Genomic DNA, 25813 nt, shown 5'->3' with positions numbered 1-25813 from the left:
ACCTCGGCGAGTGAGGCCGGTGCCCCGGGGACCTTGGCGGGTGAGGCGCCTACACTCCCTCGGGGCCGGGCACGTCGGCGAGTGAGGCCAGCGCCTCCCGGTGGTCGCCGGGTGTGCCGAGCGCCGTCTCTGTGGCTTTGGCGCGCTTGAGGTAGAGGTGCAGGGGATGCTCCCAGGTCATCCCGATCCCGCCGTGCAGCTGCAGGGCCTCCTCAGCCGCGTGTACGGCCACACCAGCGTTCCACGCCTGGGCCACGGCGACCGTCACGGCCGAGCCGTCACCGGCCGCGGCACGGGCGGCGGCCCGCGCCCTGACCACGTCGAGCCAGAGATCCGCCAGCCGATGCTTGATCGCCTGGAACGAGCCGACCGGACGGGCGAACTGGTGGCGTTCCTTGACGTAGGCGAGCGTGGTGTCCAGGCACCACTCCGCCACCCCGAGCTGCTCGGAGGCGAGCAGCCCGGCGCCGGATCGCAGCACCTCGGCCAGGTCGCACGGGCCCAGCGACCGCGCGGGCGCCGCCGAGAAGGTGACCGTCGCGACCGGACGGGTCAGGTCCAGCGACGGTACGACCTGGACGGCGGCGTCGGCGGCCTCGACCGCGTACAGCTCGCCGCCGACCGGCACCAGCAGCACGTCGGCCACCTCCGCCCCCGCGACCGCGGACACGGTCCCGGACAGCCGCCCGCCGTCCAGGCTCACCGACGAGCCCCGCCCCGGCCGGTACGGCGAGGCGGCGAACGACACCACCAGGGCCGCGGTCGTCCGGCCCTCCGCCAGTCCGCCCAGCAGGTCGGCCGACCCCGTGGCCAGCTCGCCCAGCCGGTCCGCCGGATCCGTCGCCAGCAGCGCCCGGGTGGCCAGCACGGCGCTGGTGAAGAACGGCACCGGCGCGACACCCCGGCCGAGCTCCTCCAGCACGACACCGACCTCACGGGCCGACGCGCCCGCCCCGCCGTACTGCTCGGGGACCAGCAGGCCCGCCACCCCGATCTCCCCCGCGAGCGTCTTCCACAGGTCGAGGTCGTAGGGGTCGGACTCCACCCGCTTGAGCACCGCGGCCGGCGGACAGCGGTCGGCGAGCACCCCGCGCACGGCGGCGCGCAGTTCCTCCTCGACCTCCGAGTACAGCAGGGTCATCGTGGCAGGTCCTTCCAAGGGACGTCCTTGTCGACGCGGGGTTCTGAGGGCAGGCCGAGCACCCGTTCGGAGATGATGTTGCGCAGGATCTCCGAGGTGCCGCCCTCGATCGAGTTGCCCTTGGCGCGCAGATAGCGGTAGCCGGCGCCACGCCCGTAGAAGTCGAGGTCCTCCGATCGGCGGAAGGTCCAGTCGTCGTAGCCGAGGTCGCGTCTGAGCTCGATGTCGAGGCCCGACAGCTCCTGGTTCAGCTTGGCGAACGACAGCTTCATGCCCGACCCCTCGGGACCGGGGTGGCCGGCGACGAGCTGTTCGCGCAGCCGTACTCCGGACAGGCGGGTCACTTCTGCCTCGACCCACAGCGACAGCAGCCGCTGGTGCAGGTCGTGCGTGCGCAGCTCGGGGTGCTCGCGCCAGGTGTCGAGCACGGGCCCGATCATGCCGCCGCCGCGTCGTACGGGAGCGCCGCCGATCGCGACGCGCTCGTTCATCAGCGTGGTCTGGGCGACCCGCCAGCCGTCGCCGACCTCACCGAGCCGCAGGTCGTCGGAGAGCCGCACGCCGGTCAGGAACACCTCGTTGAACTCGGCCTCCCCCGTGATCTGCCGCAGCGGGCGCACCTCGACGCCCGGCGCGTGCATGTCGCAGATGAAGTACGTCATGCCGCGGTGCTTGGGCACGTCCGGGTCGGTACGGGTGACGAGGATCGCCCACCGGGCGTGGTGCGCGCCGGAGGTCCAGACCTTCTGGCCGTCGACGACCCACTCCTCGCCGTCCCTGACCGCCCGCGTGGCCAGCGTCGCCAGGTCGGACCCGGCGCCCGGCTCGCTGAAGAGCTGGCACCAGATCTCCTCGCCCGTCCACAGCGGCCGCAGGAAGCGGCGCCGCTGCTCCTCGGTGCCGAACGCCAGGACCGTCGGCGCCGCCATGCCCAGGCCGATGCCCTGCACGCCGGTGTTGAGCTGCGGTGTGTCGGCGAGCTCCCGCTCGACGACCTGCTGCAGGTCACGCGACACGCCCAGCCCGCCGAGCCCTTCGGGGAACCACACCCACGCCAGCCCGGCGTCGAACCTGGCCCGCAGGAACTCCAGCCGGTCGCCACGGGGGTCGTTCGCGCCCAGGAGGGCGGCTACGCGGTCCTTGATCTCCGCCTCGTTCACATGTACCTCTTCAGTTCGCGGTAGGCGAGTGAGCGCTTGTGCACCTCGTCGGGCCCGTCGGCCAGGCGCAGCGACCTGGCCCCCGCCCAGAGCCCCGCCAGGGGGAAGTCCTGCGAGACACCGCCCGCGCCGTGCACCTGGATCGCCTTGTCCAGGATCCATTCCACGGCGATCGGGGTCGAGATCTTGATGGCCTGGATCTCGGTGTGGGCGCCCTGGTTGCCGACGGTGTCCATGAGCCAGGCCGTCTTGAGCACGAGCAACCGCAGTTGCTCGATCCGGATGCGGGACTCGGCGATCCACTCCTGGATCACGCCCTGCTGGGCGAGGGGCTTGCCGAACGTCGTACGTGCCAGCGCGCGGCGGCACATCAGCTCGACGGCGCGCTCGGCCATGCCGATCAGCCGCATGCAGTGGTGGATGCGGCCCGGCCCGAGCCTGGCCTGGGCGATCGCGAAGCCGCCGCCCTCCTCACCGATCAGGTTGTCGACCGGCACCCGAACGTCCTCGAAGACGATCTCGGCGTGGCCGCCGTGGTCGGCGTCGCTGTAGCCGAACACGTGCATGCCGCGCTCGATCCGCATACCGGGCGTGTCACGCGGCACCAGGACCATGCTCTGCTGGCGGTGCTTGGGCGCATCGGGGTTGGTCTTGCCCATGAGGATGAAGATCTTGCAGTCGGGGTTCATCGCGCCGGAGATGAACCACTTGCGGCCGTTGATGACGTACTCGTTGCCGTCGCGGGCGATGGAGGTGGCGATGTTCGTGGCGTCGGAGGAGGCCACGTCGGGCTCGGTCATCGCGAACGCCGAGCGGATCTCCCCGTCGAGCAGCGGCCGCAGCCACTCCTTGCGCTGCCACTCGTTGCCGAACATGGAGAGGACCTCCATGTTGCCGGTGTCGGGCGCGGCGCAGTTGGTGGCCACCGGGGCGAGGTTGGGGCTGCGGCCCATGATCTCGGCCAGCGGCGCGTACTGCAGGTTCGTCAGCCCTCCGCCGTGCTCTCCCGGCAGGAACAGGTTCCACAGGCCGCGCTTCCTGGCCTCGTCCTTGAGGTCGGCGACGAGCGGCGGTGAGCTCCATCCGCTGGTCGCGGCCTGCTCCTCGAAGGCGGCTTCGGCCGGATAGACGCATTCGTCCATGAAGAGCAGCAGGCGCTCACGCAGGTCCTCGGTGACGCTGTCGAAGGCGAAGTCCATACCTCGGAGCCTACCGACCGGCCGGTATGAGTGTCGACAGGTGGTCGCCGATAAACCGGCGCAGGTGGCCATAAAGACGATCCGGATCTTCTTTTAGGGTGACCGCTATGACCGCGAACCTGCCCTCCCCTGTGGTGCTCGAGAACGACGTCGTCCGCCTTGAGCCGCTGACCATGGCGCACATTCCCGACCTGTTCCTGGCCGGCGGCGGGGATGAGGAGGTCTGGCGCTGGATGCCCGCCAAGCCGCCGCGGGCGGAGCCGGAGCTGGCGGAGCTCGCCCAGGGCCTCATCTCGGATGACAGGCACATCCCGTTCGCGGTCGTGCTCAGGTCGTCGGGACTGGCCGTCGGCTGGACCACGTACGGCGACGTGCCCGGGTTCGAGGAGAGCATCGAGATCGGCTGGACCTGGTACGGCCGGACGGTCTGGCGTACGGCTGTCAACACCGCCTGCAAGGTGTTGCTCATCGACCACGCTTTCGACAAGCTGGGCTACAACCGCGTCTTGCTCAAGACGGACGTCCTCAACCTACGTTCGCAGAACGCCATCAAGCGCATCGGCGGTGTGCACGAGGGGACGCTGCGCCGCCAGCGCAGGAGGCCGGACGGCACCTGGCGTGACACGGTCTGTTTCGGCATCCTCGAAGAGGAGTGGCCGGACCACCGAGCTCGCCTGATCCGTTAGCCGAAAGGGCCGCATGACTGACCGGCTGGGGGGCTACTGGTTAGGCTCCCGGCTCGGCGGTGCCGTCCATGACGCTTACGACGAGTCGGGCACTCGATATGCGCTCACCCTCCTCCCCGCGCGGCCCCCGGGCCATGTCAAGGCGGCCCTGCGGGTGCGGTCGCTGTGCGTGGCGCGGGTGGTGGACGCCTGCCTCGACGGGGACGCGCCGTATCTGGTCAGCGAGTACGTCCCCGGGCCGACGCTGGCGGAGGTGGTCGGGCGGCGGGGGCCCTACGGCGGGGACGACCTGTATCGGCTGGCGGCGGCCACGGCGACGGCGCTGGCGGCGATCCACGAGGCCGGGGCGGTGCACGGGGGGCTGACGCCGGACCGGGTCGTCCTGGGGGGCGAGGGGCCGCGGCTCGTCGGGCTCGGGACCGCGGCTGACGGGAGCGGGCCGCCCGGCGATGTGCGGGATTGGGGCAGGCTGCTGGTGTTCGCGGCGTACGGCCCCGCATTCTGCGGCCGGTACGGAGGGCCGTCCCCGACTGATTGGGACCGCTATCTGTCCGAGGTGCCGTATCGACCGGTGTGCTAGCTCGGAGTCACACCAGATCTGATGAGGTCGTGGTCAATGAACGAGATTCTCGCGTGGCGTCCACCGGGACCTGCTTGGAGTGGTCAGGGGCCAGCCGCCCGAGGGTGATCGTCCCGCCGATGGTGAGCGCGGCGGCCAGCACGGCCGGGATCGCGGTGGAGGGGTTGGCCGGGAGGGGTTCGCCGAGGAGGATCGCTCCCGCGAGCACCGAGGTGATCGGGTCCACGACCTGCACGCCCGCGTACGCGATGCCGAAGTAGCCCACCGCGTACGAGCGTTGCAGCAGCACGACCGCGCAGACCAGCAACACGGGGATGGCGAGTGTGAACCAGTGCAACAGCCTGCCCCAGTCCCCCTGCATGCTGCCGCCGACCGCCCGGACGAACGTGGACACGCTCGCGGTCACCGCGCCGGCGCCCACGGAGAGGATGAGGGCCTTGTTGGGTCCGCTCAGCCGGTTGGCGATCAGCTCGGCGGCCAGCACGATCAGGCCGATCACGACGATGAACCCGACGGCGGCCCCGTCGCCGAGACTCGGCGTCACGTTGTGCGCCGGAAGCAGCACCATGAGCCAGAGCAGCCCGACCGCCACCGCGATGGAACCGAGGATTTCCGCCTTGTACGGGCGGCGGCCGTACATCAGCGCGGCCAGCGGCACCGCGAACACCAGAGTGGCCACGCTGATCGGTTGCACGGCGACCAGTGGCGCCAAGCTCAGCGCCACGGCGTGCAGGCACGCGCCGGTGAAGCCGATGATGCCGCCGATCCACCAGCGGGGGCGCTTCACCAGTCTGAAGGAGGCGCCCTCCGCTACGGCTTCGTACTGTTGCAGCGCCGCACCGAACGCGTATCCGAGCGCCCCCGCCAGCGCGATCACGAGGCCGACCCAGGTCATCGTCGCCCACGCAGGGACAGGGATCCTTCCAAGAGCATTGCACCAGCTTATGAGGGAAGCTAAGTGCTGCAATCATCCTTTAGGCCAAAAGGCTCCCCATCAGGGACGTATCCGCCGTGCCGACCCGGGCTTCCGCACGGCGGATCCAACGGGAGTCAGGACTGCTCAGGGCACACGCAGAACAGGTGCCCCTCCGGGTCCTGCATGACGACCCATCCCACCTTTTCCTCCGTGATGCCGGGCTGGAACGCGGGCTTCGTCGCCCCGAGCGCGATGTACTCCGCCACCGCTCGCTCCACATCCGGCACCCGGAAGTCGAGATGGAACTGCTTGTCCGGGCTGGGCCACTCCACCGGCTTGCGGTCGGCGACGCGGCCGAAGTAGATGTTCGTCGTCCCGTCGCCCACCGCGGCGTACTCGTCCTCGGAATATTGGATGTCCAGCCCGGTCACCTGGTGCCAGAACTCCGCCAGCTTCTTGGGCTCGGCGCAGTCGATGGTGAAGGCGATGAGCTTCGCGTGAGTTGTCATGGTTGAAGGGTCGCAGCCATACCTGCCATCTTCTGTCAGGTACGCCTAGCCGCGACGCGTGGCCGATGTCACACGCTTGAGGATCCTGTCCCACTCCGTACCGAATGGGTTGTCCTGCACCAGATACGTCCAGGTCGCGGTGGGCCGCTTGAGGTCGGGCTCCGGCGCCTCGAACGATTCGACCGAACGGCGTTCGACCTCCGTCAGCAGCGACTTGTACTCCGCCACGGCCTCCCGGTGGAACTCGTCGATCGGGTTCATCCGGCCGAGCGCCCGCAGGTGGATGCCCTCGCGCAGGTCGGTCAGGAACGCCAGGTGCTCGGTCCAGCAGCGGTCGATCGCGTGCAGCACGATCTGCCTGGCCCTCTCGTCGCGGGTGTCCTCCGGCAGCGCCGCCCAGCGCTCGGGGTCTGCCTCGGCCAGCGCCTTGGCCGCCGAGTCGCCGTGCAGGACCTTGTCGCGCCACTCCAGGATGAGCTCGCGCTGCTGCTCCAGCAGGCGGGTGTAGCGCCAGGTGTTGCGGTGGATCTCCAGGTTCACGCCCTCGGCGACCCGCTGGGCGTGGGCCACGAGGTAGGGGCCGCGGCGGTGGCGTACCAGGCCGTCGGCGTCGGCCGCGGGGGGGCGCTCGTCGGGGACGAACTGGGTGATGAGGTCGTCCAGCATGCTGACGAAGAACACCGAGGCACCGGGATCGCCCTGACGGCCCGCGCGCCCGCGCAGCTGGTCGTCCAGGCGGCTGCTCGCGTGGCGGCCCGAGCCGATCACGTACAGGCCGCCCAGCTCGGCGACGCCGTCACCGAGCCGGATGTCGGTGCCGCGGCCCGCCATCTGGGTGGAGACGGTGATCGCGCCGCGCTCGCCGGCCTTGGCGATGATCGCGGCCTCTTCCGCGTCGTTCTTGGCGTTGAGCACGACGGGCTCCATGCCGCGCCGCTGCAGGAGCTTGGCCAGGTTCTCCGATTCCGCCACGTCCAGCGTGCCGATGAGGATGGGCCGGCCGGTGGCGTGCGCCTCCTGGATCTCCTCGACCAGCGCGGCGTCCTTGTCCGGGACGGTCGGATAGATGCGGTCCGGCTCGTCCTTCCTGACGCACGGCCGGTTGGGCGGGATCACCGCGACCTTGAGCCCGTAGAACTCGCCGAGCTGCTCGCTGACGGCGACCGCCGTGCCCGTCATGCCGGAAATCTGCGGATAACGCCGGATCAGGCCCTGGACGGTGATCGAGTCGAGGATCTCGCCCTTCTCGCTGGGCGGCAGCGTCTCCTTGGCCTCCACGGCCGCCTGCAGGCCGTCGGGCCAGCGCTGGAGCACGGCCACCCGGCCGCGTGACGGGTTGATGAGCTGGACCTTGCCATCGCGCACGATGTAGTCGACGTCGCGGGTGAGCAGGGCATGGGCGTGCAGGGCGAGGTTGAGCTCGATCAGCGTGCCGGGCTCGTTCTCGTCGTACAGCTCGACGTCCAGCATGCCCTCGACGCTGTCGGCGCCCTTGGTCGTCAGGTAGACGTTGCGCGCCTGGTCGTCGATCTCGTAGTGGTAGCCCCGGATCAGCTGCCTGACCAGCGCGGCCATCTCCGGCACCGCGCTGCCCTCGTCCGCCGCCCCCGCCATGACCAGCGGCACCCGCGCCTCGTCCACGAGCACCGAGTCGGCCTCGTCGACCAGCGCCACCTCGGGCGCGGGCACGATGATCTCGGCCGCGTCGGTGCGCAGCCGGTCGCGCAGCACGTCGAAGCCCATCTCGCTGACGGGTCCGTACGTGACGTCCTTCGCATAGGCCGCGCGCCGCTCGTCGGGCGTGGAGTTCTGGTCGATCCAGCCCACCGTGACGCCCATCGCCTCGTAGAACGGCGTCATCCACTCGGCGTCGCGCCTGGCCAGGTAGTCGTTGACGGACATCACGTGCACCCGCTTGCCCTGCAGCGCGTAGCCGGCCGCGGCCATCGCCCCCGACAGCGTCTTGCCCTCACCGGTCGCCATCTCGGCGATCTGCCCGTCGAGGAGAGCGAGCGTGCCCAGAAGCTGCACGTCGTACGGCCTGAGCCCGAGCGTCCGGTCGGCGGCCTCCCGCGCCACGGCACAGAACTCCGCCAGATCATCCATTGTGGGCTCGGGCAACTCTTCGAGCGCGCCGATGCGCTCGGCTCGTTCGCCCGCCGCCTTGACGATCTTTTTGTACGGACTGAGGTTCACCCCGCCTGGACGATCCAGGAGGTTTCTCACTATTCCGGAAATCGACGCCACAATCCCTCCAACGCATGCTTTGTCAGCGCCGTTCCCATTTAGTGTCAAGTGCGCTCAATCGGGAGCGGAGCGACGGTACGGCAAGCATCGCCGTACCGGACCCTAACTCATAGGAGGGCCGCAATCGCCACTCCGCTCCGCGACCACTAATCCTTGTCTGTAGTACGGCCTGCTTGTACGGCCGGAACCACCACCGCCGCGAGCAGCGACGCGCATCCGCACCATGCCATGGGCGTGAGCCGCTCACCGAACAGCACCACGCCGAGCACGGCCGCGCCGACCGCCTCGCCGAGCGAGATGATGGAGACGGTCGTGGCGTTGAGCGCGGTCAGGGCGCGGAAGAACAGCCCGTACGCGAGCGCGGTCGGCACGGCGCCCAGGTAGAGCAGCACAGCGACAGGGACCACCCCGGCCGCCGGCAGCACGCCATCGACCAGGGCGAACGGGGCGAGGCAGGCGGCCGCGACGGCGAACCCGCCCATGGCCGTGCGCTGGGAGTCGTCGCGATGGTGGCGCGAATAGAGGGTCACACCGGCGTACCCGGCCGCGGACACCAGAGCCAGCACGATCCCGGCCGGCCGCCCGGCGCCGACGCTCCCGAAAGAGACGGCGCTCTCCCCGGAGAGGACGCTCGCACCGGCGAAGGCGCTCTCCCCGGTGAGGAGGAGCAGGCCGCCCAGCGCCGCGGCCAGCGCGGCGAGCGTGGCGCGGCCGATGCGCTCCCGCAGGAGGAAGCGGCCGCCCAGCGCGGTGAACAGCGGTGTGGCGCCCATCGTGACCACCGTGGCGATGGCCACGCCGGACTGGGCGATCGCGCCGAAATAGGCCGTCTGATAGACGGCCATCCCGACCCCGACGACCAGGACCCGCCGGTCGAAACGCGCCCCCAGCAGGGAAGACCGACGCCCGCCGACATCACCCGGCCGAACGGCGGTCGCGGTGAGGCGGGTGGTGACGTACAGGAAGGCAGCGCCCAGAAGGTAGCGCCAGAACGAGACGTCGACGGGGCCGAGTTCGCCCGTCTGGAAGAGCAGGGAGCCGGCGGCGCCGCCGGTTCCCCAGGCGGTCGCGGCCACGGACATGAAGAAGACGCCCCGCCGCGCGGAGACATGGGACATGACTGATCTCTCCGGATGGAGTGGTGGAAGTGGGCCCGGCGTGCGGGCAGCAGCCACCCCCAGATCTGGTCAGATCCGGAAAAATCGGGAAAAGCCGCCCGCTACTCGGCGGGCGGAGGGGAACAGATCAGTCGACGCGGCACGACGACCACTCTAGCGCCGGCAATCCACCGCGATTCAGCCAGGTTCCTGGGCGTCGACGGCCGGTTCCCGGACATCAGCGGACAGCCGAGGCGGGTTTGCGCGCCACGCCGCCCAGCAGGAGCGCCTCCCACGTGGCCAACGGCCCCGGCAACCGCTCGTCAGGACGCCACTCCGGGAAGTGCACCACCCCGGGCGCCTCCAGCACCAGCCCGTCGAAGAAGCGCTCGACCTCCTCCCGCGACCGGAAGTAGCCCGTCCCCATCGTCGCGTGCAGCATCGCTTCCAGCGCCTGGGCCTGCGGGCTGGCCGAGGCCAGCATGTTGGAGGCCGCCAGGTAGCTCCCCGGCGCCAGGGCGTCCATGTACCTCTTGACCAGCCCGTGCGGATCGTCCCTGTCGGGGAACAGGTGCAGCAGCCCGATCGCCATCAGCCCGACGGGCTGCGAGAGGTCGATGAGCCGGGTCAGCCGCGGATGCCGCAGCACGGCCGCCGCGTCCCTGGCGTCCTCGGTGATCGCCAGCGCGTTCTCGTTCCCGTTGAGGATCGCCCGCGCGTGCGGCTCGACCATGGGGTCGGAGTCGACGTACACGACCCGCACGGAGGGGTCGGCGAACTGGGCGACCTCGTGGGTGTTCTCGATCGTGGGCAGCCCGGACCCCAGGTCGATGATCTGCCGGATCCCGGCCTCACGGACGAAGAAGTCGACCACCCGGCCGACGAACGCGCGGTCGCACCAGACGAGGTTCACCACCTCGGGCACCGCCTCTTTCAGGCGGCGGGCGATGGCCCGGTCGGCGGCGAAGTTCTCGGTGCCGCCCAGGAGGGCGTCGTGCACGCGCGCGACACTCGGCGTGGTGCTGTCCACGCCGGGAGGCGCCCACTCGGACCCGAGAGTCACCTGTCCCCTTTCACCCAGCTGTGACGCGGATGTTATCCGGTGCCCGGCCATTCCGAAACTGCTGGCCAGGTCGACGGGACGCCGCCAGGGAGCCGTCAGGCGCTTGAACGCGCGGTGTTTAGCCGCCATAGGCGGGGTAGCGGAGGGCCTGCCCGAGAAAAGACGAAAGACGGAGAGAGGATGAGCCATGGAGCTCTGGGACTATCAGCCTGACGTCTACAACCGCGGCCAGAGTCTGGACCTCGTGGGTTACCACGTCCAGGCGACGGACGGGAAGATCGGGTCCGTCGATGACGCCACGTACGAGGTCGGCGAGAGCTACATCATCGTCGACACCGGTCCGTGGATCTTCGGCAAGAAGGTGATGCTCCCCGCCAAGGTCGTCACACGTATCGACCCGCAGGAGCGCAACGTCTACGTCTCGCGTACCAAGGCCGAGATCAAGGACGCGCCCGAGTTCGACGAGGGCAGCTTCAAGGAGCCCGAGTACAGGACGCGGCTGGGCGACTACTACAGCCACTTCCCGCACTAAGCTCCGCGCACGAGTCGAGAGCCGCGCCCGACCCCGGGCGCGGCTCTCGCCGTCTCACGGCCACCGTCATGCCCGCCGTCTCAGCCGCCGACGGCGGCCGCCATCTCGGCCGCCGTCGCGTCGCACGGTCACGGCCAGTGCGGGTCGCCGTTCGCCCGCACCGGCGCTTCCAGTACGGACAGGCGTTCGAGCAGGGTGATGAACGTGGTGGCGTACGGCGATCCGGCGACCACGGCGGCCGCCCGAGGCCAGTCGACCTGCTCGCGCAGGGCCCGCACCTGGGGCAGCAGCGCCCCGTAGTCGCAGGCGTGCTCCGACAGCGGCAACAGCCACGAGATCACCAGGTCGGTCGCCTCCAGCACGGGCACGATGACCGCCGACGCCGTCATCGGCTCGGCCCGGTCGAGGAGCTCGTCCGTGATCGCCTGGTCGGACACCCGGAAGATCAGATCGACCAGCCGGTCCTCGTCGAAGGCCTTGACCAGCCAGTCCTCCGGGGGTTTGGCGGTCTTGAAACCGATCCCCCGCAGGGCCTCCAGCGCGGCCGGCACGTCGTGCTCGGTCAGCACGAAGTCGACGTCGTGCAACGAGGGAGCCGCACCCCTGGCATAGGCCGCGCAGCCGCCCGCCAGGGCGAACTTCACCCCAGCGTCCTTCAATCCCGAACTGGCGCGCTTGAGTGTGTCGAGAATGGCATCAGTGACCGCGTGACCATGGCTGCTCATGGGATCGGGCTACCCGGACGATCGACAAGTAGGCGTTACCCGCGCAGCGGAGTAGAGCCGGAGGCAGAGGGTAGCGCCAGCCCCTATGACCGACTTCCTGGAGCAGACCGAACGGGACTACGAGGGCGAGCACGACCGGCCACTCGGCACCTACGCACGGATCATGGCCGTCTACGGCGGCGCGGTGGCGACGGCGGTGGCGGCCGCCGCGCTCACCGGGCGGCGGCCGCCCGAGCACGTCGGGTTCATGGACGTGGCGCTGATGGCCGCCTGCACGCACAAGGTGGCGCGGCTGGTCGCCAAGGATCCGGTGACCAGCCCGATACGCGCGCCCTTCACCCGCTACGAGGGAGTGAGCGGGCCCGCCGAGCTGAAGGAGACGCCCCGCAACGCGATCGGGGAGCTGCTCGGCTGCCCGTTCTGCATCGCCCAGTGGGCGGCGACGGCGTACGCGGCCGGGATGGTCTTCGCGCCCCGGTTCACCCGGCTGGCGGGAGCGACGATGACCGCGGTGGCCGTCGCCGACTGGCTCCAGCTGGGTTACGCCAAGCTCATCAAGGCGACCGATTAACGAGCCCCTTCGCAGCCCAAGAAAATGGGCTATACACCTTTCTACCTGGTGGTTCGGAGAAAAGCATGTTAAAGGCCGATCGCTGAGGGCAGAGGCGGCTCATGGCTACTTTGCTCTGGATCATCGCCGTCATACTCGTCATCTCCGGGATCTACGTGATCCTGGCCCGGCGCGACCTTCTCTGGGGAATCGTGCTGATCGTACTCGGCTTCCTGGTGGGTCCCGGCGGTGTCAGCATCTTCAATGTGTAAGGGGCGTGACGCCCCGCCACACCGTCCCCTCCACTGGGCCGGTCTCCGAGTCCGGCCCAGTGGACTGTCCACTCTTTGCTGAAATATCGCCACGTATACACCTCTTTCCCGTCCTCTGGTAGGGAATGGGAAGGATGTGAGCAATTACCCGCCGTTCGGCGGCCGCTACGACTGTGGCGCGGCGGCCGCCGGGATTCGCGAGCTGCTGACGCGGCTGCGTCGCCGTATGCGTAACGAGGCGATCGTCGACGAGGCCACCGCCCGGCTGGCGATACGGCTGAACATCAGGCCCGCGGAAGCGGCCGACGAGCTGTCACGGATGGCCCACGACAGTGGGATTCCGCTGGTCGAGGTCGCCATGGGGGTCGATCGGCCGCCCGACAAGCCCGTCGAGCCGCCCAAGCTGCCCGGCTGGGTCACCGGAGTCCTCGAAAGCGTGCACATCCCGGCCTGTTTCCTCACGCCCGTGCGCGACGCCACGGGCCGCGTGGTGGACTTCCTGATCGCGGCCGCCAACCAGCAAGCCGGCGAGCCGGCCGGTCGGACACCAGAGGAACTGCGCGGGCACCGCCTCATCGAGACCAGCCCCGGCGCGGCCAGCTCGGGGCTGTTCGACGACCTCCTGAACGTCCTGGAGACCGGTGTGACGCTGCACCGGGGGCCGCTGGAGTTCGCCGAGGCGCGGGACCACATGCTCTGGCCGGCCACGATGACCGTCCGCGCGGTGCGCATGGACAACGGCCTGCTGGTCACCTGGCGCGCGCTCGACGATGAGGAAGTGCTGGTCGCCGGCTGGGAACGGGCCCAGCGGCTGGCCGAGCTGGGCTGGGGCGAATGGAACCTGGCCACCGAACGGACGCTGTGGACGCCGCAGATGTACGAGATGTTCGGCAGGGAACACGGCGAGGGACCGTTGCCCCTGGAAGAGCTGCCCCTCGTGGTGGTGCCCGAGGACCTGTCCATCGTGGACGACCAGTTGCGCACACTCCTGGAGCACAGCGAGGCGGTCGAGACGGAGTTCCGCATCCAGCACCGGCACGGGCTACGACACCTCAGCGTGGTCAGCGAGCCGGTGCTCGACACCGACGGGCTGCCCGTCAAGGTGCGCTTCCTCGTCCAGGACGTGACCAAGAACCGCCGCAGGGAGCGCGCCCTGGCCGTGGCCCACGCGCAGGCCTCCCGGCAGCGGGAGCGCGCCGAGGAGGAGCACCGCGTCACGGTCCAGCTCCAGAACACGATCCTGCCGGTACGCCGGGGGCTGATGCAGCTGCCCGGCCTGTCCATCGGGGTGCGCTACCTGCCCGGCGAGGAGCTGTCCCGGCTGGGCGGCGACTGGTTCAAGGCCCGTCCCATCCCCGACGGCAGGGTGCTGCTGGCGATCGGCGACGCGATGGGCCACGGGCTGGCGGCGGCCAGCCTCATGCTGCAGATGCGCTCGGCGCTGGCCGGCCTGGCCTACACGCACGCGCCCGCCAACCAGCTCACCACCTGGCTGAACGACCTGCTCGTCCACTCCAACGAGGGTGTGACCGTGACCGGCACCGCGATCATCGGCCACTTCGACCCCATGGACCGCACGCTGACCTGGACGAACGCCGGCCATCCGCCGCCGATCCTGGTCAGGAACGGCCACGCCGAGCTGCTCGAAGGCGTACCCGGCACCATGCTGGGCGCCTTCGAGGCCGCCCAGTACGGCCTGGCCACCACGCAACTGGAAGCCGACGACACCCTGGTGCTCTACACCGACGGCGTCATCGAACGGCGCAGCCAGGACCTCGACGCCGGGATCGCCGCCCTCGCCCAGGCCGGGAGCCAGTGCGTCGGCGACGAGCCGGAGAAGATGATCGACTGCGTGCTGTCGCACCTGGGCGGCCGGGCCACGGACGACGACGTCTGCATCGTCGCCGCCCGCGTTCTGTGATCGGTCCCGCCTCGATCGGTCCCGCCTCGATCAGTCGCAGTCGTCTCAGTCGCAGTCGTCTCAGTCGCAGCCGTCTCAGTCCCAGTCGTCTCAGTCCCAGTCGTCTCAGTCCCAGTCGTCTCAGTCGCAGTCGTCGAGGCAGTAGACCCCGTACGCCCGGCCGAGCACCGGCAGGGCCACGTTGCGCACCCTGATCCCGCCGGGCGTCATGCCCTTCTCGGTGCCCTTGTGCGCGTGCCCGTGCACGAAGAGGTCCGCCCCGGCGGTGTCGACCGCCTCGGCCAGCAGGTAGCTGCCGAGAAACGGGTAGATCTCGGGCGGCTCGCCCTCCAGCGTCTCCTTGATCGGCGAATAGTGCGACAGCACCAGGCGGTGATCGGCCTGAACCTCCTTCAGCGCCACCTTCCACGCCTCGGCGATGTGCCGGGTGTGCGCCACGAAGTTCTTGATCTCCCGCTCGCCGAACTCGCTCGCGCTCTTGCCCGCGAACCCGCCGCCGAAGCCCTTGCCGCCGACCACGCCCAGCTTCGTCTCGCCGCACTGGAGCACGGCGCCGTCGTCGTCGAGCACCGTCACCCCGGCGCCGCGGAGCTCCGAAGCGATCTCGTACTGCTGGTCGGAGTGGTAGTCATGGTTGCCGAGCACGGCCACGACGGTGACAGGCAGGTCACGGAACTCGTCGGCGACCACCCGGCCCTCCTCCAGCGTGCCGTGGCGGGTCAGGTCGCCCGCCAGCATCAGCACGTCGGCGCGCTCCTCGATGCCCTCCAGGTGCTTCCGGTAGTGGCCCCGACTGTCCTCGCCCAGGTGAACGTCCCCTACGGCCGCTATTCGCAGGTCAGTCAAGGTGCTCATCCTCTCCGGGCTCGATGATGTCCACGATCTTGATCTCGTTGTGCAGGTGGAGGGCCGGCGCCGTCTCGTGGGCCACCGTCCCGAGCCGCTCGCGCTGTTCGGCGCCGTCCACCTGGCCGCGCAGGAACAGCTGATCGCCTCTGATGTCGACCCGGATGCCGAGCTCGTGCGTGCGCGCATCCTCGGCCAGCGCCCGCTGGACCCTGGCCGCGACGTACTGCGGAGCTTCCATCGCAACTTCCTCCTTCTCCAGACGCCGCATGCCCAGCGGGAAACCGCTCAAACGGCGCGTACCAGGCCGATGACCGCCCGTTCCACCGGGCCACGCGTGGCCAGTTGGCCGAAGCCGGCGTCGGCGCCGAGCTCGGTCAGCGCCCCCGCGATCGTCTTGCCCCGCTCGTACGCCTCGACCACCCGCGGGTCGACGTAGGACTCGCGAGCGACCGTGGGGGTGTTGCCGAGATACTCGGACACCTCCTTCATCACCCGCGTGACCGCCCGCTTGCCGGTCCCGGCGTGGATGGAGACCGCCAGCCCCACGGCCGCCAGCACGGTCGCGTGCCAGGTGCGGAAGTCCTTCGCGGTCACCTCGTAGCCGATCGTCTCGCGCAGGAAGTCGTTGATGTCCTCGCTGCGCACGTCGGCCCAGCCGCCGTTGTGCCGGTAGCGCAGCAGCTCACCCTCGGCCCTGAGCCTCTTGAGCGATCTGATCACCGCGCACGCCCCCGGGTCGGCCACCTCGATCTCGCGGGAGATGTCGCCCTTGGCGGGGTACGAGCAGGTGATCACGCCCTTGCCGCAGGACACGTGCTCCATCTTGAGCGTCGCCAGGCCGTAGGAGTCGTAGCTCTCACCGCCGACCCGGAAGAAGCCCACGTCGAGCAGCCGCGCGGCGGCGGCGAGCACCCGCTCCTTGGTCAGTCCGCGCCCGGAGAGCTGCTGCTCGACGGTCTCGCGGAAGGCGGGCAGCCGCTCGGCCAGCTCCAGTACCCGGTCGAACTTCTCCCGGTCCTGCTGCTCACGCCAGACGTCGTGATAGCGGTACTGCCGGCGCCCGGCGGCGTCGGTGCCGACGGCCTGGAGGTGCCCGTCCGGCGAGGCGCAGATCCACACGTCGGTCCAGGCCGGCGGGATGGCCAGCGCCCTGATCCGGCTCAGCGTCCCGGCGTCGCGCACCGCGCCGCCGTCGGGTCGGTGGTAGCTGAACCCGCGACCGCGTCGGCGGCGCGCGATCCCCGGCTCGTTCTGGTCACTCGGCCGTAGTTCAGGCACGCCAGCGCGGCTACCCGCGACGTTAAGCGGCAAACGGCGGGGGCAGGTGGGCCATATGCCTGAGGACAAGATGCCTGAGAACAACGGTTGGGAAGAGAGCCGGGATGAGCGATCCCACGCGATGGTCCCCGCGACACCGCGCGATGTGGCGCACATCAGGGTGGGCTCCTTCATCTTGGTGTTCCTGTTCGCGTTCGCCGTGCTCGGTGTCATCGCCAGGGCCCCGGTGATGACCGGCATCGCGGTCGTGGCGGCGATCGCCACGGTCATTGACATGGTGCTGGCCGTCCGGCGGCAGCACCGCGGTAGATCAGGAGAGGCGGGTTGACCTTCATGGCGCCACAGAGTGCCGAGAATCTCACGACAAAGACGGATATTACGGACGACCTGCGCGGCCGCGTGGTCGTGGTGACGGGCGCGAGCGGCGGCGTGGGCCGCGCGGTGGTGCGCGAGCTCGGCGCGAAGGGCGCCAAGGTTGCGCTGATCGCCCGCGGGACGACCGGCCTGGGCGCCGCCGCCGTGGACGTGGCCGTCGCCGGCGGGAGCGGGCAGGTCTATGAGGCGGACGTGGCCGAGTACGACCAGGTACGCCAGGCGGCCGAGCGCATAGAAGCGGAGATCGGCCCGATCGACGTGTGGATCAACGTGGCGTTCTCCTCGGTGTTCGCCAGGTTCTCCGACGTCACGCCGGAGGAGTTCGAGCGGACGACCAGGGTCACCTACCTCGGCTACGTCTGGGGCACGCGGGTGGCGCTTGAGCTGATGCGGCCCCGCAACAGGGGCGTCATCGTCCAGACCGGCTCGGCCCTGTCGTATCGGGGGATCCCGCTGCAGTCGGCGTACTGCGGGGCCAAGCACGCGATCAAGGGCTTCACCGAGTCGGTACGGGTCGAGCTCCTGGCGGCCCGCAGCAACGTCAAGATCACCATGGTGCAGCTGCCGGCGGTCAACACGCCCCAGTTCGACTGGGTGCTCAGCAAGCTGCGCCGCCATCCCCAGCCGGTGCCGCCGATCTACCAGCCCGAGGTCGCGGCCCGCGGCATCGTGTACGCCGCCGAGCACCCGGAGCGCAAGGAGTACTGGGTCGGCGCCACGACCGCGGCCACCCTGGTCGCGCAGCGGATCGCCCCCGCCCTGGTGGACCGCTACCTGGCGCGGACCGGCGTGGACTCCCAGGTGACGGACGAGAAGCCGCCCAGCGGTGCGGCCAACCTCTGGGAACCCGTGGACGACGATCGCGACTACGGCGCGCACGGCAGCTTCGACAAGCGCTCGCACCCCCGCAGTCCGCAGCTCTGGCTCTCGCAGCACCGGCGCGCGGTGCTCCTCACGCTGGCCGCCGCCGCCACGGCGACCGGCCTCGCGGCCCTCGGCCGGGCCAGAAGCTGAGGAAGCCTCAGGCCGGCCAGCGTTAAGCAGGCCATGAGGGGTAGGCGGCGGGGCAACCACGAGGAGGGACCTGATGCCTGAACGCGATCTGCGTTTCCTGTCCGAACTCGCCGCGCAGTTGCGTGTGGACTCCGTACGCGGCTCGGCCGCCGCCGGCTCCGGCCATCCGACGTCGTCGATGTCGGCGGCCGACCTGATGGCGGTGTTGTTCGCCTGCCACTTGCGCTATGACTTCCAGAATCCCGGCGACCCCGCCAACGACCATCTCATCTTCTCCAAGGGTCACGCCTCGCCGCTGCTCTACTCGCTGTACAAGGCCGCGGGCGCGATCACCGACGAGGAGCTGCTGTCGTTCAGGAAGCGCGGCAGCCGTTTGGAGGGCCATCCGACGCCCAAGCTGCCCTGGGTGGACGTCGCCACCGGCTCGCTCGGGCAAGGGTTGCCCATCGGGGTGGGGGTGGCGACGGCCGGGCGGCTGGAGCGCCTGCCGTACCAGGTGTGGGTGCTCTGCGGTGACAGCGAGCTGGCCGAAGGGTCCATTTGGGAGGCCGCCGAGCAGGCGGGAGCCGAGGGGCTGGCGAACCTGACGTTGCTGGTGGACATCAACCGGCTGGGGCAGCGTGGCCCGACCAGGCATGGCTGGGACACCGGCGCGTACGCCCGCAGGTTCGGGGCGTTCGGCTGGCACACGATCGAGATCGACGGGCACGATCCAGGACAGATCGACTTCGCGCTGAACGACGCCTGCAACACGCGCCGGCGGCCGACCGTGATCCTCGCCAAGACGCGCAAGGGCGAGGGCGTCCTGGAGGTGGAGAACCGCGAGGGCGCCCACGGCAAGGCGCTCAAGGACCCGGACAAGGCCATCGGCGAGCTGGGCGGCGAGCGGGACGTGCGGGTCGAGGTGCGGCCGCCCGAGCCCACCGGCGAGCCGTTCCGCTTCCACAGCGGGGAGCTGGTGCTGCCCGCGTACAAGACCGGTGACGAGGTCGCCACCAGGGACGGGTTCGGCGCGGCGCTGGTCGCGCTGGGCGCGGCCCGTGGCGAGGTGGTCGTGGTCGACGGCGAGGTGGCCGACTCGACCAGGACCGAGGACTTCGCCAAGGAGTTCCCCGAGCGCTTCATCGAGTGCTACATCGCCGAGCAGCAGCTGGTCGCGATGGCGATCGGCCTGCAGGTGCGCGGCTGGATCCCTTACGCCGCCACTTTCGCGGCCTTCCTGACCAGGGCGTACGACTTCATCAGGATGGCCGGGGTGAGCCACGCGTCGATCAGGCTGGTCGGCTCGCACTCCGGCGTGTCGATCGGCGAGGACGGCCCGTCGCAGATGGGGCTGGAGGACCTGGCCATGATGCGCGCGGTGTACGGCAGCACGGTGCTCTACCCGTGCGACGCCAACCAGGCCGCCGCGCTGACGGCCGCGATGGCCGACATCTCAGGGGTGTCGTACCTGCGCACCAGCCGCGGCGGACTGCCGGTGATCTACGAGCCGGGCGAGCGCTTCCCCGTGGGCGGCTCCTCCGTGCTGCGGCAGTCGGCGGCGGATCGGGCCACCATCGTGGCGGCCGGGGTGACCGTGCACGAGGCGCTCGCGGCGGCCGACGAGCTGAGCCGCGAGGGGATCCCCGTGGGCGTGCTCGACATGTACTCGATCAAGCCGATCGACACGGCCGCGCTGATGGAGGCGGCCACCACCACGGGAACCCTCATCACCGTGGAGGACCACCGGCCTGAGGGCGGGCTGGGCGACGCCGTGCAGGACGCCGTCGGCGAGCTCGGGCCGCGGGTGGTGAAGCTGGCGGTACGGGAGCTGCCCGGGTCGGCGACGCCGCAGGAACAGCTGGCAGACGCCCGCATAGACCGCCACGCGATAGCCGAGGCGGTCAAGCGGGTGCTGTGAGATGGGGTGTGGGGTAAGCCGCGGGCCTTGGCGCCGGCCCGCGGGTTGGCCTTCTGGATCTACAAGGGCGGCTCGTCATAGCGGCGACGTTCCTCGTACACGGTGGTCCGGCGAGCCTCGGGCTCCTCGTAGACGTCGTGACGGACCACCGGCTCGTCGATGGGGGCCACGGCCCTGCGGGTCACGCTGATCCGGTAGATCCCGAACAGCAGGCCGGCCACACCACCCAGCATGAGGATGACGCCGACCACGTTGATGTCGATTCCGGCAAGATCGAATTCGACGGCCCAGGTGAGAATCGCACCGAGCATGATGAGGATGATGCTTCCGGCGATGGTCATGTTTTCTACCTCCTTGACAAGATGAACCTCTATCCCCATGTCGAAAAACAAACCAGCGGTCATGGCCAGGTCGAGTTTGCCCCTGCTGAGCAGGCTTGATAGTGAGGGGGGATGTTCGCTGACAAGCCCACTCTCCAGGGCGATCGAGTGACCCTGCGCCCGGTCGGCCCCGAATACGCCGACGATCTGTTCGAGCTGGTCACCGACCCCGAGGTGCGGCGGCTCACCGGCTCGCACGGCGAGTTCGACCGGGAGGCCAGCCGCCACTGGTACGCGACGCGGAGCCAGCACGCCGACCGCCTCGACCTGGCGATCATCGCGGAAGGCCGCTTCGTGGGCGAGATCGTGCTCAACGAGCTCGACGAGGGCAACCTCGCGTGCAGCATGCGGATCGCGCTGATCGGCGCTCGCGCGTTCGGCAAGGGCTACGGCACGCAGGCCATCGAGCTGCTGCTCGGCCACGCCTTCACGACGACGCCGCTGCACCGGATCGGCCTGGAGGTCTTCGCCTTCAACGACCGCGCCCGGCACGTCTACAAGAAGGTGGGATTCGTCGAAGAGGGCGTGCAACGTGACGCGCTGCTCTGGGACGGCCGGTGGCACGACGCCATCACCATGTCGGTGCTGCGGACCGAATGGCGGCCAAGATCCGAAAGCCTGACATAATGATCATGACGCACGGGTCCTCCGGGGCGCGCGGGGGACCTGTGACGTCTTGCAACCAAATCACGATTTCGTGCATCTAAGCAGCAGTGACTATGCGCTTGGTGCCCGGTGACCCCGAGAGACTTGGCGGCTACTGGCTGGCCGGGCGGCTTGGCGCGGGCGGGCGCGGGGTGGTCTACGACGCCTGCAACGACGAAGGCCGCCGGTTCGCGATCAAGGTGCCTCGGGGCGAGGTCACCAGGCAGCTCGCCGAGGCCGTCGGCCTGATCAAGCCGCGCCACCTGGCCCGGGTGGTCGGCGTCGGCCTCGACAGCGAGCGACCCTACATCGTCAGCGAGTTCGCCGACGGGCCCGATCTGCGGCAGGCGGTGGCCGTCCACGGGCCGTACGCGGGTGACGAGCTGCTCGCGCTCGCGCTCGCCCTGGCGACCGCGCTCAGGACGCTGCACGAGGCGGGCATCACCCATCGCGACCTGAAGCCCGAGAACGTCCTGCTCGCCCCCGACGGCCCGCGAGTGATCGACTACGGCATGGCGGCCGGCGACCCGGTCGGCGTGCGGCACACCTACCTGGCGCCCGAGGTGCTCACCGGACAGCGGGCCGGGACGGCGGCCGACGTGTTCGCCTGGGGCGCGGTCGTGCTCTACGCGGCCACCGGCCGCGACCCGTTCCAGGGCGAGAGCCTCGGCGCGATCATGCACCGGCTGCTGACCGTCGACCCGGACCTCGGCGAGCTGCCGCCGCGGCTGCGCGACCTGGTGGCACGCGCCCTGGCGAAGAACCCGGCCGACCGCCCCGCCGCCACGGAGCTGCCGGCGCGCGGCGGCGGCGGACGCGCCGGGCAAGTGCTCGGTGCCGGTCCGGCCGAGCTGCGTCCGCCCGCCGGGCTGACCGGCCCGCGCTCGCTCGGCGAGGTGGCCGAGGAGGTGTACGCCTCGCTCACCCCGGCGCAGCAGGGTGAGCTGCCCGGCCTGCTGCTGCGCCTGCTCGACGGCGAGGAGGTCAAGGACGACGGCGACGAGCGGGGCGTGCTGACCCGTCTGGTCGCCGCCGGTCTGCTGGTACGGCTCAGCGTCCGGGTCGAGCCCATCACGACCGAGGTGGGCAAGCTGGTGGCGATCAGTGACGACCGGGTCGTCCCGGCCAGCGCCGCGCTCTTCCGCGCCTGGCCCCGGCTGCGCGACTGGGCGGCGCACGACGCGGCGAGCCGCCGCTCAGGCGACGCGCCGGCCCGGCGGACGAACGGCCCGGCGGCCCGGCGGGCGGCCTCCGCTCGCGAACACGGCGCGCCCCGGACCGACCCCGTCCCGATGCCGGACCCGGCCTCGATGCCCGGTCTCACCTCGACGCCGGACCCGACCTCGGCGCCCGGTCTCACCTCGACGCCGGACCCGACCCCGGCGCCCGGTCTCACCTCGATGCCGGACCTCACCTCGATGTACGTCGTCCATCGCGCCATGCTGACCGACCTGCGGCGGCTCGCCGAGCTGCTGACCGGGTCCGCCGAGCTCGGCGCGGCCAGGGGCAGGGCGGTGCGCGGCTACGCGGCCTCGCTGCTGACCCAGGTCGACCACCACCACGCCAACGAGCGCGACCTGCTGTGGCCGGCCATCCAGCGCGCCGCGGGCCAGTCCGTCGACCTGACCCCCTACGGCGCCGGCCACCAGGCGTTCGGCCCGCTGCTGGACCGCTGCCGCGGCGCGCTGACCGGCGACCCGGGCGCGCTCGGCCGGGAGCTGGGCGAGCTGCTGGCGCCGCTCGAGGAGCACCTCACCGAGGAGGAGTCGGAGCTGTTCCCGATCGTCTTCCGGTTCGTGCCGTTCGACGCCTATGTACGGGTGGAGCGGCAGGTCGCCAGGCGGGCCACCCTGCGAGAACTGGCCTTCACCACTCCGTGGCTGCTCCGCCACGCCACGCCCGAGGAGGCCGCGCGCCTGCTCACGAGGGCGGGCCGGCCGCTTCGTCTGCTGGCGGCCGCCACGAGGCCGGGCTACACCCGGCGCGAGCGTCAGATCTTCGGCTAGCCCGGGCGCCGGGCTAACCAAGCGCTTGGCTGGCCCGGCACTTCACCGGCGCCAGCGTGATGCCGCTCCTGGTCGGCGGGTAGCGTCTTCGGTTCCCTGTGTTTACCTAGGTAAAGCGGACATCGGCGTAGTCTCGTCGCACCCGGCCGGGGCCGGGCAGTGATCCGGTACAAGCCGAAGCCGCGTCCGTCCGGCAAGCCGGGCGGACCGTGGTTTGAGAACCGCGTTGTCGGGGCCTGACTGCGCGCTCCTGGAGGAAGTGCGCCTCTTGGGCCCCCGCCCCGCCGGACGCTTTCCCGTTGATGCGGACACCAACGGGGGCGGGGACCGAGCGCCAGTCAGGCACCCGGCTGTGACAGAAAATTCCCGCACGATTACCATCCGTCGCAACAGATCGAGCCAGAGAAATCCAACAACAGTTCCCATTGCCGGCGGGTAGCCTGTGGGGCGGCCGAACGTCCCCCGCGACGGCACCACGCATCTTCGAATGGCTGGGAGCTCGACTCGATGACCGATCTGGTGACCTTCGGTGAGACCATGGCGCTGTTCGCGGCCCGGCGCACCGGTCCGCTGCGCTTCGCCCGCGACTTCGACCTGGGTGTCGGCGGCGCCGAGTCGAACGTGGCCATCGGTGTCAGCCGCCTGGGTCACAGCGCCACCTGGATCAGCCGGGTCGGCGCCGACGAGTTCGGCGAGCTGATCCGCTTCACGCTCCGGGGCGAGGGCGTCGACGTCCGGACCGTCACGGATCCGGAGGCGCCGACCGGCCTGATGATCAAGGGCCGGCGGACGGCCGACCTCGTCGACGTCCGCTACTACCGGGCGAGGAGTGCCGCCTCCCGGATCACGCCCGAAGACGTCGACCCCGCGCTCATCCAAGCCGCCCGGGTGCTGCACGTCTCCGCGATCACCCCGGCGCTGTCGGCGTCCGCCCGCGAGACCGTACGGCAGGCGATCGCCGTGGCCCGCGCCGCCGGGGTGTTCGTGTCGCTGGACGTCAACTACCGCCGGGCGCTGTGGACGGCCGAGGAGGCCGGCGCCTGGCTGCGCGAGACGATCGGCGACGTGGACGTGCTGTTCGCGACCGAGGCGGAAGGCCGGCTGGTCACCGACGTCGAAGGCGGCGCCGACCTGGCCAAGGCGCTCGCCTCGCTCGGTCCCGCCCATGTGCTGGTGAAGTCGGGCGCCGAGGGGGCCCTGGAGTTCTCCGGCGGCTCCGTACGGCAGGCTCAGCCGTTCCGGGTGACGGAGGTGGATCCGGTCGGCGCCGGGGACGCGTTCGCGGCCGGGTGGCTCGCCGACTGGCTGGCCGGCGCGGACGCCGACCGGCGGCTGCGCACGGCGTGCGCGGCCGGGGCCTTCGCGGTGACCTCGCAGGGCGACTGGGAGAGCCTGCCCAGCCGGGCCGACCTGAACCTGCTCCAGCGGCCCGCCGACGGGGTCAGCCGCTAGTCACCCCACCCCGGCACGACCGCGCCTGCGCCGGTCGGACACCTGACGGCATGCCATCAGGGCCGCCAGTCGGTCACTTGATCGGTGTGACGTCGAGTCGGCCCTGATCGCACACGCGGTCGACGGCGAACGCGATCTCGGTGTGCGCACGCTCGTCCGGCGGGATGACCATGAGCCGGGCGGCACCTGGACAGGCGGTCTCGGTGCCGGTCTCCACGACCGTCCAGTGGAGGACGGCGCGGGCGCTGCCGCCAGGCTTGAGCGTCACCTTCGGCCGCGCTCCCGGTGTCCGGCGGACGCGGGTCCGCAGGGCGTCACCCTGCTTGTCGAACATCACCAGCCCCGGATAGCCCTGCAGGGTGCACGCGGCCCGCGACCGGTTGGTGAACACCAGCGGCGCGTTGCGGTTGCCCGCCCCGGCATCCACCCTGCCCAGCCGCACCTGAAGCTGCGGCGCGGAGCAGCGCCCCGGGGCCCCGGCCTGCTGTGCGGTCTCCTGGGCCAGCGCGGGCGCGGCACCGCCGACCAGCAGCAACCCGCTCACGAGTGCGGCGATCCTGAACGTCTTCATGGGCTTTTTGACGCGTGCACCACACCAAAAGTTCTAAGCCGGACTTTCTGGCATTCGCGCCGGTATTGCCGCTGGCCGATCAACCTCCACAGGACACGGGCGGCCATCGGCATCAGGCGGAGGAATGCCTCGCGCTCCCATGGCGTGGCGTCCTCCAGCAGCGCGCCAAGGTTGATCAGCAGCCGGTCCTTGGGCAGCTGGGCGCGGGCGTACTCCGAGAGCGTGTCCCATTCGGCCTTGGTCAGGTGCGCGGCGACGAGCGGCAGGATGTGCTCCTCCTCCTGGTCGAGGTGGACGAGCAGCTCGTCGTGGAGCAGCGTCAGCGTGTCGGCGAGCCGGTCTCTCCGGTCGGCGTCGGCCTCGGCCCGCCAGGCGGGCAGCAGCTCCTCCAGCACGGAGATGTGGTCGGCGACACGCTCGTGCTGCTCCTCCATCGTGCGGATGAGGACGCTCTCCAGCTGTACGCGGCGCAGGAGCACCGGCCAGAGCAGCTTGTCCTCGGCCTCGTGGTGGTGGTGCAGGCCGACCAGGATCTCGCCCAGGTAGGCGGCCAGCGTGGCGGCCCGCTCGGTGTCGCCGGGGGCCACCTGCCGGACCAGCTCGGGAGCCAGCCTGAACTCGCGCCGGAACGCGCGGTGGACGACCACCATCTCCCAGATGGCAGGGGCGTTGTCAGTAGTCACCAGGACAGGATGCGGGGCGCCGATTGCCATCCGATTGACCACTGATCCAAGCCATGGGGCCT

General features: G+C 70.5%; 27 protein-coding genes. 12 read left to right on the top strand and 15 right to left on the bottom strand.

Annotation, left to right across the window (positions count from 1 at the left end):
- Positions 1–49: 49 nt before the first annotated feature.
- Genes AB0H88_RS13430 through AB0H88_RS13420 form a run of 3 tightly spaced genes read right to left on the bottom strand, consistent with a single transcriptional unit; the run spans position 50 to position 3500 of the window.
- Positions 50–1141 carry an acyl-CoA dehydrogenase family protein gene (locus tag AB0H88_RS13430; protein ID WP_357643937.1) on the bottom strand — a complete coding sequence of 364 codons (1092 nt, stop codon included), beginning with the start codon at positions 1139–1141 and terminating at the stop codon, positions 50–52.
- Positions 1138–2301: an acyl-CoA dehydrogenase family protein gene (locus tag AB0H88_RS13425; protein WP_357643936.1), complete on the bottom strand. Its 1164-nt coding sequence runs from the start codon at positions 2299–2301 to the stop codon at positions 1138–1140. The genes AB0H88_RS13430 and AB0H88_RS13425 overlap by 4 nt, the downstream gene beginning before the upstream one ends.
- Positions 2298–3500, bottom strand: a complete 1203-nt coding sequence (locus AB0H88_RS13420) for an acyl-CoA dehydrogenase family protein (RefSeq protein WP_357643934.1) — start codon at positions 3498–3500, stop codon at positions 2298–2300. The genes AB0H88_RS13425 and AB0H88_RS13420 overlap by 4 nt, the downstream gene beginning before the upstream one ends.
- Positions 3501–3607: 107 nt before the next feature.
- Here AB0H88_RS13420 and AB0H88_RS13415 point away from each other — a divergent pair, with 107 nt between their 5' ends.
- Both AB0H88_RS13415 and AB0H88_RS13410 read left to right on the top strand, forming a co-directional pair.
- Positions 3608–4186 (top strand): GNAT family protein, encoded by a 579-nt coding sequence (locus tag AB0H88_RS13415; RefSeq protein ID WP_357643932.1) that lies wholly within the window; start codon positions 3608–3610, stop codon positions 4184–4186.
- A 13-nt stretch (positions 4187–4199) separates the two neighbouring features.
- Positions 4200–4766 (top strand): hypothetical protein, encoded by a 567-nt coding sequence (locus tag AB0H88_RS13410; RefSeq protein ID WP_357643930.1) that lies wholly within the window; start codon positions 4200–4202, stop codon positions 4764–4766.
- 7 nt (positions 4767–4773) lie between these two features.
- Here AB0H88_RS13410 and AB0H88_RS13405 read toward each other — a convergent pair whose 3' ends face one another.
- The 5 genes from AB0H88_RS13405 to AB0H88_RS13385 all read right to left on the bottom strand — a co-directional run bounded on the left by AB0H88_RS13405 (position 4774) and on the right by AB0H88_RS13385 (position 10598).
- Positions 4774–5661, bottom strand: coding sequence for a DMT family transporter (locus AB0H88_RS13405; protein WP_357643928.1), 888 nt, complete (start codon positions 5659–5661; stop codon positions 4774–4776).
- A 155-nt stretch (positions 5662–5816) separates the two neighbouring features.
- Positions 5817–6191 carry a VOC family protein gene (locus AB0H88_RS13400; protein WP_357643926.1) on the bottom strand — a complete coding sequence of 125 codons (375 nt, stop codon included), beginning with the start codon at positions 6189–6191 and terminating at the stop codon, positions 5817–5819.
- 45 nt (positions 6192–6236) lie between these two features.
- Complete coding sequence (gene secA2 / locus AB0H88_RS13395) at positions 6237–8429, bottom strand: accessory Sec system translocase SecA2 (protein WP_357644764.1); 2193 nt, start codon at positions 8427–8429, stop codon at positions 6237–6239.
- 155 nt (positions 8430–8584) lie between these two features.
- Positions 8585–9556, bottom strand: a complete 972-nt coding sequence (locus tag AB0H88_RS13390) for an EamA family transporter (RefSeq protein WP_357643924.1) — start codon at positions 9554–9556, stop codon at positions 8585–8587.
- 217 nt (positions 9557–9773) lie between these two features.
- The gene (locus AB0H88_RS13385; RefSeq protein WP_357643922.1) at positions 9774–10598 is read right to left on the bottom strand and encodes an SAM-dependent methyltransferase; all 825 of its coding nucleotides are present in this window, start codon (positions 10596–10598) and stop codon (positions 9774–9776) included.
- Between the two features lie 187 nt (positions 10599–10785).
- Between AB0H88_RS13385 and AB0H88_RS13380 the strand changes: the two genes are divergently transcribed.
- Positions 10786–11130, top strand: coding sequence for a PRC-barrel domain-containing protein (locus AB0H88_RS13380; protein WP_357643920.1), 345 nt, complete (start codon positions 10786–10788; stop codon positions 11128–11130).
- Between the two features lie 128 nt (positions 11131–11258).
- On the opposite strand, the gene AB0H88_RS13375 is transcribed toward AB0H88_RS13380, so the two are convergent.
- Positions 11259–11855 (bottom strand): nucleotidyltransferase, encoded by a 597-nt coding sequence (locus AB0H88_RS13375; RefSeq protein ID WP_357643918.1) that lies wholly within the window; start codon positions 11853–11855, stop codon positions 11259–11261.
- 85 nt (positions 11856–11940) lie between these two features.
- Between AB0H88_RS13375 and AB0H88_RS13370 the strand changes: the two genes are divergently transcribed.
- The 3 genes from AB0H88_RS13370 to AB0H88_RS13360 all read left to right on the top strand — a co-directional run bounded on the left by AB0H88_RS13370 (position 11941) and on the right by AB0H88_RS13360 (position 14598).
- The gene (locus AB0H88_RS13370; protein ID WP_357643916.1) at positions 11941–12426 is read left to right on the top strand and encodes a DUF1360 domain-containing protein; all 486 of its coding nucleotides are present in this window, start codon (positions 11941–11943) and stop codon (positions 12424–12426) included.
- Positions 12427–12527: 101 nt separating this feature from the next.
- Positions 12528–12677 carry a GPGG-motif small membrane protein gene (locus AB0H88_RS13365; RefSeq protein ID WP_165959640.1) on the top strand — a complete coding sequence of 50 codons (150 nt, stop codon included), beginning with the start codon at positions 12528–12530 and terminating at the stop codon, positions 12675–12677.
- A 136-nt stretch (positions 12678–12813) separates the two neighbouring features.
- Complete coding sequence (locus AB0H88_RS13360) at positions 12814–14598, top strand: SpoIIE family protein phosphatase (protein ID WP_357643913.1); 1785 nt, start codon at positions 12814–12816, stop codon at positions 14596–14598.
- Positions 14599–14718: 120 nt separating this feature from the next.
- Here AB0H88_RS13360 and AB0H88_RS13355 read toward each other — a convergent pair whose 3' ends face one another.
- From AB0H88_RS13355 to AB0H88_RS13345, 3 genes are read right to left on the bottom strand one after another with little or no spacing between them, the layout of a single operon-like run.
- Positions 14719–15444, bottom strand: a complete 726-nt coding sequence (locus tag AB0H88_RS13355; protein WP_357643911.1) for a metallophosphoesterase — start codon at positions 15442–15444, stop codon at positions 14719–14721.
- On the bottom strand, positions 15437–15685 hold the full coding sequence (locus AB0H88_RS13350) for a BON domain-containing protein (protein ID WP_357643909.1): 249 nt from the start codon (positions 15683–15685) through the stop codon (positions 15437–15439). The genes AB0H88_RS13355 and AB0H88_RS13350 overlap by 8 nt, the downstream gene beginning before the upstream one ends.
- Positions 15686–15732: 47 nt before the next feature.
- Positions 15733–16725: a DNA topoisomerase IB gene (locus AB0H88_RS13345; RefSeq protein WP_357643907.1), complete on the bottom strand. Its 993-nt coding sequence runs from the start codon at positions 16723–16725 to the stop codon at positions 15733–15735.
- Between the two features lie 55 nt (positions 16726–16780).
- Here AB0H88_RS13345 and AB0H88_RS13340 point away from each other — a divergent pair, with 55 nt between their 5' ends.
- The 3 genes from AB0H88_RS13340 to AB0H88_RS13330 all read left to right on the top strand — a co-directional run bounded on the left by AB0H88_RS13340 (position 16781) and on the right by AB0H88_RS13330 (position 20014).
- Complete coding sequence (locus AB0H88_RS13340; protein ID WP_357643905.1) at positions 16781–17053, top strand: hypothetical protein; 273 nt, start codon at positions 16781–16783, stop codon at positions 17051–17053.
- A gap of 5 nt (positions 17054–17058) precedes the next feature.
- Positions 17059–18114 carry an SDR family oxidoreductase gene (locus AB0H88_RS13335; RefSeq protein WP_357643904.1) on the top strand — a complete coding sequence of 352 codons (1056 nt, stop codon included), beginning with the start codon at positions 17059–17061 and terminating at the stop codon, positions 18112–18114.
- A 73-nt stretch (positions 18115–18187) separates the two neighbouring features.
- Complete coding sequence (locus AB0H88_RS13330; RefSeq protein WP_357643902.1) at positions 18188–20014, top strand: transketolase; 1827 nt, start codon at positions 18188–18190, stop codon at positions 20012–20014.
- A 59-nt stretch (positions 20015–20073) separates the two neighbouring features.
- On the opposite strand, the gene AB0H88_RS13325 is transcribed toward AB0H88_RS13330, so the two are convergent.
- A complete protein-coding gene (locus AB0H88_RS13325; protein WP_357643900.1) occupies positions 20074–20355 on the bottom strand; it encodes a hypothetical protein in 282 nt (93 codons plus the stop codon).
- A gap of 111 nt (positions 20356–20466) precedes the next feature.
- On the opposite strand from AB0H88_RS13325, the gene AB0H88_RS13320 reads away from it, so the two are divergent.
- The 3 genes from AB0H88_RS13320 to AB0H88_RS13310 all read left to right on the top strand — a co-directional run bounded on the left by AB0H88_RS13320 (position 20467) and on the right by AB0H88_RS13310 (position 24497).
- Positions 20467–21021 carry a GNAT family protein gene (locus tag AB0H88_RS13320; RefSeq protein WP_357643898.1) on the top strand — a complete coding sequence of 185 codons (555 nt, stop codon included), beginning with the start codon at positions 20467–20469 and terminating at the stop codon, positions 21019–21021.
- Between the two features lie 92 nt (positions 21022–21113).
- Entirely contained in the window at positions 21114–23045 is a 1932-nt protein-coding gene (locus AB0H88_RS13315; protein WP_357643896.1) for a protein kinase, read from the top strand.
- 507 nt (positions 23046–23552) lie between these two features.
- The gene (locus AB0H88_RS13310; RefSeq protein ID WP_357643895.1) at positions 23553–24497 is read left to right on the top strand and encodes a sugar kinase; all 945 of its coding nucleotides are present in this window, start codon (positions 23553–23555) and stop codon (positions 24495–24497) included.
- Positions 24498–24570: 73 nt separating this feature from the next.
- Here the strand turns inward: AB0H88_RS13310 and AB0H88_RS13305 are convergent, their stop codons facing one another.
- Both AB0H88_RS13305 and AB0H88_RS13300 read right to left on the bottom strand, forming a co-directional pair.
- The gene (locus AB0H88_RS13305) at positions 24571–25068 is read right to left on the bottom strand and encodes a DUF4232 domain-containing protein (RefSeq protein ID WP_357643893.1); all 498 of its coding nucleotides are present in this window, start codon (positions 25066–25068) and stop codon (positions 24571–24573) included.
- Positions 25065–25751: a hemerythrin domain-containing protein gene (locus AB0H88_RS13300; RefSeq protein WP_357643891.1), complete on the bottom strand. Its 687-nt coding sequence runs from the start codon at positions 25749–25751 to the stop codon at positions 25065–25067. Before AB0H88_RS13300 ends, AB0H88_RS13305 begins: the two co-directional genes overlap by 4 nt.
- Between the last annotated feature and the right edge of the window lie 62 nt (positions 25752–25813).

The organism is Nonomuraea sp. NPDC050680 (genome assembly GCF_040654555.1).
Lineage (GTDB): Bacteria > Actinomycetota > Actinomycetes > Streptosporangiales > Streptosporangiaceae > Nonomuraea.
This window is presented reverse-complemented; position numbering and strand designations above follow the sequence as displayed.

Excerpts from the sequence above, each read along its gene's own strand:
- AB0H88_RS13430 (WP_357643937.1), bottom strand. The coding sequence starts at position 1,141 with ATGACCCTGCTGTACTCGGAGGTCGAGGAGGAACTGCGCGCCGCCGTG.
- AB0H88_RS13420 (WP_357643934.1), bottom strand. The coding sequence starts at position 3,500 with ATGGACTTCGCCTTCGACAGCGTCACCGAGGACCTGCGTGAGCGCCTG.
- AB0H88_RS13415 (WP_357643932.1), top strand. The coding sequence starts at position 3,608 with ATGACCGCGAACCTGCCCTCCCCTGTGGTGCTCGAGAACGACGTCGTC.
- AB0H88_RS13410 (WP_357643930.1), top strand. The coding sequence starts at position 4,200 with ATGACTGACCGGCTGGGGGGCTACTGGTTAGGCTCCCGGCTCGGCGGT.
- AB0H88_RS13405 (WP_357643928.1), bottom strand. The coding sequence starts at position 5,661 with ATGACCTGGGTCGGCCTCGTGATCGCGCTGGCGGGGGCGCTCGGATAC.
- AB0H88_RS13400 (WP_357643926.1), bottom strand. The coding sequence starts at position 6,191 with ATGACAACTCACGCGAAGCTCATCGCCTTCACCATCGACTGCGCCGAG.
- AB0H88_RS13390 (WP_357643924.1), bottom strand. The coding sequence starts at position 9,556 with ATGTCCCATGTCTCCGCGCGGCGGGGCGTCTTCTTCATGTCCGTGGCC.
- AB0H88_RS13380 (WP_357643920.1), top strand. The coding sequence starts at position 10,786 with ATGGAGCTCTGGGACTATCAGCCTGACGTCTACAACCGCGGCCAGAGT.
- AB0H88_RS13375 (WP_357643918.1), bottom strand. The coding sequence starts at position 11,855 with ATGAGCAGCCATGGTCACGCGGTCACTGATGCCATTCTCGACACACTC.
- AB0H88_RS13370 (WP_357643916.1), top strand. The coding sequence starts at position 11,941 with ATGACCGACTTCCTGGAGCAGACCGAACGGGACTACGAGGGCGAGCAC.
- AB0H88_RS13365 (WP_165959640.1), top strand. The coding sequence starts at position 12,528 with ATGGCTACTTTGCTCTGGATCATCGCCGTCATACTCGTCATCTCCGGG.
- AB0H88_RS13350 (WP_357643909.1), bottom strand. The coding sequence starts at position 15,685 with ATGGAAGCTCCGCAGTACGTCGCGGCCAGGGTCCAGCGGGCGCTGGCC.
- AB0H88_RS13340 (WP_357643905.1), top strand. The coding sequence starts at position 16,781 with ATGCCTGAGGACAAGATGCCTGAGAACAACGGTTGGGAAGAGAGCCGG.
- AB0H88_RS13335 (WP_357643904.1), top strand. The coding sequence starts at position 17,059 with ATGGCGCCACAGAGTGCCGAGAATCTCACGACAAAGACGGATATTACG.
- AB0H88_RS13330 (WP_357643902.1), top strand. The coding sequence starts at position 18,188 with ATGCCTGAACGCGATCTGCGTTTCCTGTCCGAACTCGCCGCGCAGTTG.
- AB0H88_RS13325 (WP_357643900.1), bottom strand. The coding sequence starts at position 20,355 with ATGACCATCGCCGGAAGCATCATCCTCATCATGCTCGGTGCGATTCTC.
- AB0H88_RS13320 (WP_357643898.1), top strand. The coding sequence starts at position 20,467 with ATGTTCGCTGACAAGCCCACTCTCCAGGGCGATCGAGTGACCCTGCGC.
- AB0H88_RS13315 (WP_357643896.1), top strand. The coding sequence starts at position 21,114 with ATGCGCTTGGTGCCCGGTGACCCCGAGAGACTTGGCGGCTACTGGCTG.
- AB0H88_RS13310 (WP_357643895.1), top strand. The coding sequence starts at position 23,553 with ATGACCGATCTGGTGACCTTCGGTGAGACCATGGCGCTGTTCGCGGCC.
- AB0H88_RS13305 (WP_357643893.1), bottom strand. The coding sequence starts at position 25,068 with ATGAAGACGTTCAGGATCGCCGCACTCGTGAGCGGGTTGCTGCTGGTC.